Below are 7,247 nucleotides of genomic sequence, written 5' to 3'. Positions count from 1 at the left end.
GTGGCCCCAAGACCCGCAAACCCGCACCCTATGTCGAAGGCGCGGTAGCCCGTGCCCATCACAGTACCGCCCGCCTGCTTAAACGCGCCAAAGGCGAAACATCTTGATCAAGACCTTGAAAGGGCTGGCCCTCAGAACTTGTAGTTCAACCCAACGGAGAAGCCCATTTCTCTGCCGCCCGCGTAGCAAAACGGCGCACCCTGCGAAATCGAGCTGCCGTCATGACAATCGACAGTGACGCTTCGCCCGCCTGCGCCCAGCGCATAGTGCGCCGCCGCTTGATTGATGACCATGGCATAGTCGGCATACACAGTCGCATGTTTGTCGATCGCATGCTTGTACATCGCAGTGACCATATTGGCGCCGTTGGAAGGATTCGGGATACCAATAGCGTTCGGGTCGGCTGGAGCCGTGTTGTGTTGCCCCGGGTCACCCGGCGTGCGATTGGCGTGCGCCCAACCGACGCTCACGCTGTCCTTGGGGGTGATTTCCTGCGTCAGGGCGAGCCAGAAACCATTACGGCTGCGCTCGTTCTGTGTTTGCAAGTAGGCCGGAATCTGTCTGCGCATCACTTCATAAATTGCGCTCACCGTGGTCAGAGTGGGAAATTTATATTGCGCACCGACCTTGAATGCCCATTCGTTGCCGATATCGTTGGGGTCCGTCCCATCAGGCGAAGCCAGCGCAGCAGGCGTGTTCGTGACATCGCTTGAGCGATTCACGCCGAGGTGTATCTCATAAGCTGTCGTAAAGTACAGGGGGCCGTTGCTATAGGCGAGGTTCGCGCTGTAGGCCGACCCGTAGCTGCCGTCGTTACACGCAATTGGATTTCCACCACTACCAGGGACATTGCCGCCCGTGCAACTCGACTCACCCGAAGCCTGCACCGAATTTTCGTAACCGCGGTTTTGCCCGGGCGAAACCAGTGCGTTGAGAGACCAGCCATGGAAACTGGGCGACTCATACCAGATCGCATGGTCCAGCCGCGTACCGAATTCGACGCGATTGTCGCCGCCCGTGTTACCCATGATGACGGAGTAATCGCCGAGCATGCCGGAAAACGGATTCATGCGTGCGGTCGACGTTTTGTAGGGCGCATCGGTCTTGCCGATCTTCAACGCGCCCCAGGAGGACGATGCTACGCCGATGAAGCTGTTGCGCGACGTCAGGGCGCCCTTGACGGTCGAATCCTGAGCGGAGTTCGAATTGGAAGACCCTGAGGTTGCCGAGATGTCCAGTTGGGTTTCCAGTTGGTAGACGAAGGCCAGGCTGGCGTCGGAACCGAATGGCCGCTTGCCGCGAACGCCGACATAGGAAAGATTGGATGAGACGTCGGGCTGCCAGCCCATATGACCTCTAGGGAATACGACCGTCCCGCCTGGCGTGACATAGGAGTCCTTGAGACCCTTGGTCGCATAGTCCACGGAAAGATCCAGATTACCGTAGAACTCCATATCCCCCAGCGCGGCCAGCAACGACTTAAGCTTGGCCGGCATGCCGGCGCCCCAACCGGAGGCGTCGGCATCCGATGTTTTTTGCGCGCCTGAGGTTGTACCCGTATTTGCGCTTGTACCTGAACTTGTACCTGAACTTGTACCTGCGTTTGCGCTTGCGACAGCGGGACTGACCGCTGGCTGGCTGTTCGCTGTCTGGGCTTGCTTTGCCACAAGCGCATCGAGCTTCTTATTGAGCGCTTCCATTTGTTGTTTCAACAACTGGATCTGTTGTTTGTCGTCATCCGCCGCAATTGCCTGAGCGAATGCTCCTCCCGAACAGGTCACACTGCCAGCTGCAAACAGGCATAGCGAAGCCGCCGCATGACGCGGCTTCAGATTTCTTATTCCCATCATCTCCTCCGATGTTAATTAGTATCACTAATAAACAAGAAAAATAAATTCCGTGACCCGAACCGCTATTTCGATCCGATGAGTAGCTTAATATCTGCTAATTCCCAACACTTAAGTCACGCGCAAGACAAGGCGACCCAAGTGCCCAAGACAGTTGGATATTCCCGTGATAGCTATTTTATTAATCCAGACTACCGGGGTATGCATCGAGGTGGTTGAGATAAGACCCGCAACGACGCATCAACGCCTTCACGAGGCATAAATACCCTATCGGGTGCTCAGAGATATCCCTTTGCGAGCGCGCCGGCCTCGACCGTTCGGTCGATCCACCGCCGTCTCATTGGCGCGAGGATGAATTTCGCGGACACCGCCGCTGTAATCGACACGACCGCCGCACAGATGAACACCGTGTTCCACGAGCCATGCGCCGACAACACCGAAGCGATCGGCACAAGCATGGACGCCGTGCCCTTTGCGGTATAAAGCGTGCCCGCATTGGTCGCCGCGTATTTGCTGCCGAACGTGTCCGCGCAGGTCGCCGGGAAGATCGAGAAAATCTCGCCCCAGCAGAGGAACACGGCCGCGGCAAAGAACATGAATGCGTACGGATTGTGGCCGAACTGCATCAGCCCGAGCAACGCGATGCCTTCGCCGAGAAAGATCATGAACATCGTATTCTCGCGGCCGATCTTGTCCGAAAGAAAGCCGCACAGCGGACGCGTGAAGCCGTTGCACAGGTTATCGATCGACAGCGTCATCGTCAGAAGCGGCAGCGTGACGCCCATCAGGCTGACCGGCAGCTTCGCGAAGCCATATTCCTTGGCGATCGGGCCGAGTTGCGCGGTCGCAATGATTCCGCCTGCCGCCACGAAGACGAACATCAGGTAAAGCACCCAGAAAAGCGGCGAGCGGATCATCTGGCTGGGGGTGTAATCGACCTTGGTGGCCACGACGCGCTTGGCCGCGACCGCATTCGCCGGCGGCTTCGGACGCACAAGCAAGGTTGCGAGAAGCAGAATGCAGACGCCCTGGAAAATACCGAAGAACATGAACGTATGCTCGTAGCCGGAACGCTGGATCATGTTGGCGATCGGGATCACTGTGATCGCCGCACCGGCGCCGAAGCCGGCCGCGGTCAGACCCGCCGCCAGGCCCCGTTTATCCGGGAACCACTTGAGTGCCGTCCCGACACAGGTCCCGTAGACGCAACCCGCACCGATGCCCGCAATCACCGCCGCGACGTACAGTGCGCCCAGACTGCTTGCGTGTGCGTCAATGATCCAGCCGAGTGCGGCACACAGCGAACCGGCGATCACAACCGGGCGCGGCCCGAACTTGTCGACGAGCCAGCCTTCGACTGGCACAAGCCAGGTTTCCGTGACGATGAAGATGGTGAACGCAGTCTGAATCGCTGCCTGCCCCCAGTGATGCGCCGCGTCCATCGGCACGACGAACAAGGTCCACGCATACTGCAGGTTCGCCACCAGCCCCATACAGACGATGCCGACCGCCAGTTGAACCCACCGGTTATACCGTAGCGCCGTGCTGCGCGGCTCGGCCACGTTGGAATATCCCATGTCTCCATCTCCTTTGTAGAATTCGTCGTGCTCGAGCGGCGCGTTGCGTTGAATCGTGTAACCGAATCACTCATCGCTTGCGTGCGCGTCGGCAATGAAACGCTAATGGTCGGTCAGATGGAGATCGCACCAACAACAAAAGACCGGCGGGGGTGCGCAAAACGGTCTGGTAAAAGTGGTTGCGTCTTCACGAAATCTGGGAGCATGCTGCGCGAGAACAGCCATCAGTGAAAGTTAAAACATTTTATGGTTTGCATTAGGCGTCCTGTATACGTCGATGCCTCAACGAACTTCAGCCATGAAAAACGCTACTCTGCGCCAACTCAAGATCTTCGAAACGGTTGCCCGGCACCTGAGCTTCTCGCGCGCGGCCGACGAGTTGTACCTGACGCAGCCCGCCGTCTCAACTCAGGTAAAACAGCTTGAGGAGCACGCCGGCCTGGCCCTTTTCGAGCAGCTCGGCAGAAAAATCCATCTGACGCCAGCGGGCTCCGAAATGCTCTCTTACGCGCGCTCGATCATCGAGCAGTTCCGCGAAATGGACGAAGCGATGGCCCGCCTCCAGGGCATTGCGGGTGGCCAACTGAACATTGCGGTGATCAGTGCGGGGGACTATTTTTTCCCGCGACTGCTGGGCGAATTCGCGCGCCGCAACGACGACGTCAAGCTCAACCTGGCGGTGCACAATCGCGAGGAACTGCTGCATCAGCTGGCGAACAACTTGACCGATCTCGCGATCATGGTGCGGCCTCCACAGGACCTCGATACGCATAACGAACCGTTTGCGCCCCATCCTTACGTGATTGTCGCGCCGCCCCGACACCCGCTTGTCGGCAAGAAGCGCGTTCCTCAGTCGACGATCACAAAAGAGCCGTTCATCGTCCGCGAAAAAGGCTCGGATACCTGGCATTCGATGGAAGAAGGGTTTGCGGGAGGAACCTCCAGGCTCAATGTCGCCATGGAGATCAGGAGCACGGAAACGATCAAACAGGCGGTGATTGCAGGCATGGGCATCAGCTTCCTCTCCGCGCATACGATCAGCCTGGAACTGCAGGTCGGTCACCTCGCGGTACTGGACGTACAAGGCTTTCCGGTGATGCTCCACTGGTACGTGGTGCACCGCAAGAACAAACGCCTGCCCCCTGTCGCGCTTGCGTTCAAGGAATTCTTGATCGGCGAAGGCGCCGCGCAGATCGCGCAGATCACTCACATCGATGCCGATCTGCTGCGCAGTCAGCCCAACGGATAATTGAAAGTCACGGCGCAGCGTGCCGGCGCGAGCTTCACTCTAAACATAAACAAACATTTATAGCTTGTCACAATAACTTTAACTGTTGTTCATTTATGGCCGATCCTAAGCTTCTGGCAAGCCATCTGCCCGAAGGAGACGACCATGAGCCACGCACGCGCTAACGCACATGAAACCGAGCACGACCAGGACATGCAGGCGCAGCTTTGCGCATACAACACCGCTTTCGCGGAACTGGGTCTGCGGTTTCGCTGGGACGAGCGCACCCTCGCGTCGCTCGCAACCATCGACGGCGAACGGGAGCGCATCGCCGCGTACCTGGAGGCCCACCATGCGCATTTGCTCAAAGCGTACAGCGCGGAATTCCTGAGCCAGGCCATTCTCGAGAAAAAGAGCGCGCGCTATCCGGTATGCTTCGCGACGCGCAGGGAAAGCACAGCGAGCGTCAACAACGCGTCGGACCTGTTGCGTGCCGGGTCGCAGTGGGAGCGCTCGTCGTGCGATCCTGATTTACCGGCGCTGGCGGGCGTTTAAGAGCGGCAAGCAGCCCGCTTCACCGGGCTGCAATCGGTCCGACAGGAGCGGCAGCCGTCCCCGATCCGGCCACTGAAACAGCCACTCAACTGGTTGCTATCCAGACGAATACGTCCGCCGCGTTCGTCGTCAGCACGCCATTCCGCCCCGCTTAACCCGGCAAGTCCTATAAATTTTCACGGATCATGGCGAACACGTCGGCGGACTGCCCCTGCAGCATGGCTTTCGCCGAATACAGGGCCATTCCGTACGCAGCCCCCCACTCGATCTTCGGCGGCATCACGAGCGTCATCATATCGACCTTGACGTTCAGCAGCGCGGGGCCGGGCTCGTTCAGCCAAGTAACGACGGCCTCTTCGAGCTCGTCGGCTTTCGCCACCGTGCGCCCCCATAGTCCGATCGCCTCGGCGACCTTGCCGAAGTCCGGGTTTTGCAGGCCCGTATAGAGCGGGAGCATGCCTTCGGACTTTTGCTCGATGTCGATAAATCCAAGCTTGCCGTTGTCGAACACGACCACCTTGATGGGCAGCTTCTCCTGCACGGCCGTCATGAGCTCACCGAACATCATGGCGAGACCACCATCGCCGGACATGGAAATCACCTGCCGTCCAGGCTGGCACTTCTGCAGCCCCAATGACATCGGCAGGGCCGCCGCCATCGTGCCGTGGAGCAGACTCGAAAACACCCGGCGTTTTCCGTTCGTGTCGATATGCCGATACAGCCAGACAGTGGGCGTCCCATCGTCGGCGCAGAAGAGTGCATCGCTCGCCGCGTGCCGGTTGAGCAGCTCGGTCAGATAGATGGGCGGAATCGTTCCGCGGCTCGACGGAACGGCCTTGGACAGGTGGGTTTCCAGCGCGTCGGCATGCCGTTCGACGAGCTTGTCGCGGAACTCGGTTGACGTGCGCGGTTTGAGGCGCGGCAGCAACGCCTCCATCGTGGACTTGATATCTCCAACCAGCCCTAGCGTGACCGGATGCCGGCGGCCGAGATGATCGGGTGCCATGTCGATCTGAACGATCCTGGCCTTCTCCGGGTAGAACTGCCGCCACGCGAAGTCGGCGCCCAGCATCAGCAAGGTCTCGCATTCGGATACCGCCAGATAGCCCGCTTCGCCGCCGATAATGCCGGTCATGCCGACGTTGTACGGGTTGTCATGTTCCAGCGCGTCTTTGGCGCGGGACGTGTGCGCAATGGGCGCCTTGAGCCGCTCGGCTACGGCCAGGATTTCGGCGTGGGCGCCACGGCATCCCGAACCCCCATAGATCGCAATCTTGTCGCCGCCCGAATTGAGGATTTCGGCGACACGGTCGAGGTCTGCGTCACTCGGCCGGACCACGGGGACATTCGTGTGGACCGAATACGGGACCTCGTCGCTCGTATTGGCATGGGCGATGTCGACCGGAACGATCAGCACAGCGACCCCACCCTTTGCAATGGCGGTCTGACAGGCAATCACGGTCTTGCGTCGCGCCTGCTCCGGATTAATGATCATGTCGCAGAACACGGTGCACGATCCGTAGATCGCCTTGAAGTCGAGTTCCTGCGGAAAGTTAAAGCCGAGTTCCTCGCTCGCTACCTGGGTTGCGATCAGGATAACTGGAGCCCGATTGCGGTTGGCGTCCACTAGGCCGTTAATGAAGTGAAGACTGCCAGGGCCGCAGCTTCCCGCAACGGCCGTGAGGTTGCCGGTCAACATGGCCTCGCCTTCGGCGGCGAACGCCCCCGCCTCCTCATGGCGCACATGGACCCACTCGATGTCGCTCTCGTTGATGTGGTGAGCGATGAGATTCAGCGTGTCGCCCACGATCCCGTAGCAATGCTTTACGCCGGCTTGTTCGAGGACTTCCACAATAATTTCCGCGACTTTCTTGCTCATGTACGTCTCCGAAACGTGAAGTGATGGGGATGAATGCCCTGTGGGATACGCGCAGGATTCAGGTTCGCGCATCGGGCTGCTCCAGTACGTAGCGTGACACTTGTGCGGCTTTGCTGTTTCCTTGTATGAACGGCAACGTTCCATTTCGCACGATGATTCTT

At 59.1% G+C, this 7,247-nt stretch carries 5 protein-coding genes; 2 read left to right on the top strand and 3 right to left on the bottom strand.

Going from position 1 to position 7,247, the window contains the following annotated elements; genetic code table 11:
• Positions 1 to 131: 131 nt before the first annotated feature.
• Together GNZ13_RS36035 and oxlT are read right to left on the bottom strand one after the other, a co-directional pair.
• Positions 132 to 1,700: a porin gene (locus GNZ13_RS36035; protein ID WP_216675167.1), complete on the bottom strand. Its 1,569-nt coding sequence runs from the start codon at positions 1,698 to 1,700 to the stop codon at positions 132 to 134.
• Positions 1,701 to 2,125: 425 nt separating this feature from the next.
• Positions 2,126 to 3,424, bottom strand: coding sequence for an oxalate/formate MFS antiporter (gene oxlT / locus GNZ13_RS36030; protein WP_172173573.1), 1,299 nt, complete (start codon positions 3,422 to 3,424; stop codon positions 2,126 to 2,128).
• 298 nt (positions 3,425 to 3,722) lie between these two features.
• On the opposite strand from oxlT, the gene GNZ13_RS36025 reads away from it, so the two are divergent.
• Together GNZ13_RS36025 and GNZ13_RS36020 are read left to right on the top strand one after the other, a co-directional pair.
• Positions 3,723 to 4,673: a LysR family transcriptional regulator gene (locus GNZ13_RS36025; protein ID WP_172173570.1), complete on the top strand. Its 951-nt coding sequence runs from the start codon at positions 3,723 to 3,725 to the stop codon at positions 4,671 to 4,673.
• 144 nt (positions 4,674 to 4,817) lie between these two features.
• A complete protein-coding gene (locus GNZ13_RS36020) occupies positions 4,818 to 5,207 on the top strand; it encodes an HAD family hydrolase (RefSeq protein WP_172173567.1) in 390 nt (129 codons plus the stop codon).
• Positions 5,208 to 5,373: 166 nt separating this feature from the next.
• Here the strand turns inward: GNZ13_RS36020 and GNZ13_RS36015 are convergent, their stop codons facing one another.
• Entirely contained in the window at positions 5,374 to 7,086 is a 1,713-nt protein-coding gene (locus GNZ13_RS36015) for a thiamine pyrophosphate-dependent enzyme (protein WP_172173564.1), read from the bottom strand.
• Between the last annotated feature and the right edge of the window lie 161 nt (positions 7,087 to 7,247).

Source organism: Paraburkholderia elongata, from assembly GCF_013177735.1.
Lineage (GTDB): Bacteria > Pseudomonadota > Gammaproteobacteria > Burkholderiales > Burkholderiaceae > Paraburkholderia > Paraburkholderia elongata.
Note: the sequence above shows the minus strand (reverse complement) of the source record. Positions and strands in the feature narration are given on the sequence as shown.

Coding starts and splice junctions, on each gene's coding strand:
- GNZ13_RS36025 (WP_172173570.1), top strand. CDS start 3,723: ATGAAAAACGCTACTCTGCGCCAACTCAAGATCTTCGAAACGGTTGCC.
- GNZ13_RS36035 (WP_216675167.1), bottom strand. CDS start 1,700: ATGGAAGCGCTCAATAAGAAGCTCGATGCGCTTGTGGCAAAGCAAGCC.
- GNZ13_RS36020 (WP_172173567.1), top strand. CDS start 4,818: ATGAGCCACGCACGCGCTAACGCACATGAAACCGAGCACGACCAGGAC.
- GNZ13_RS36015 (WP_172173564.1), bottom strand. CDS start 7,086: ATGAGCAAGAAAGTCGCGGAAATTATTGTGGAAGTCCTCGAACAAGCC.
- oxlT (WP_172173573.1), bottom strand. CDS start 3,424: ATGGGATATTCCAACGTGGCCGAGCCGCGCAGCACGGCGCTACGGTAT.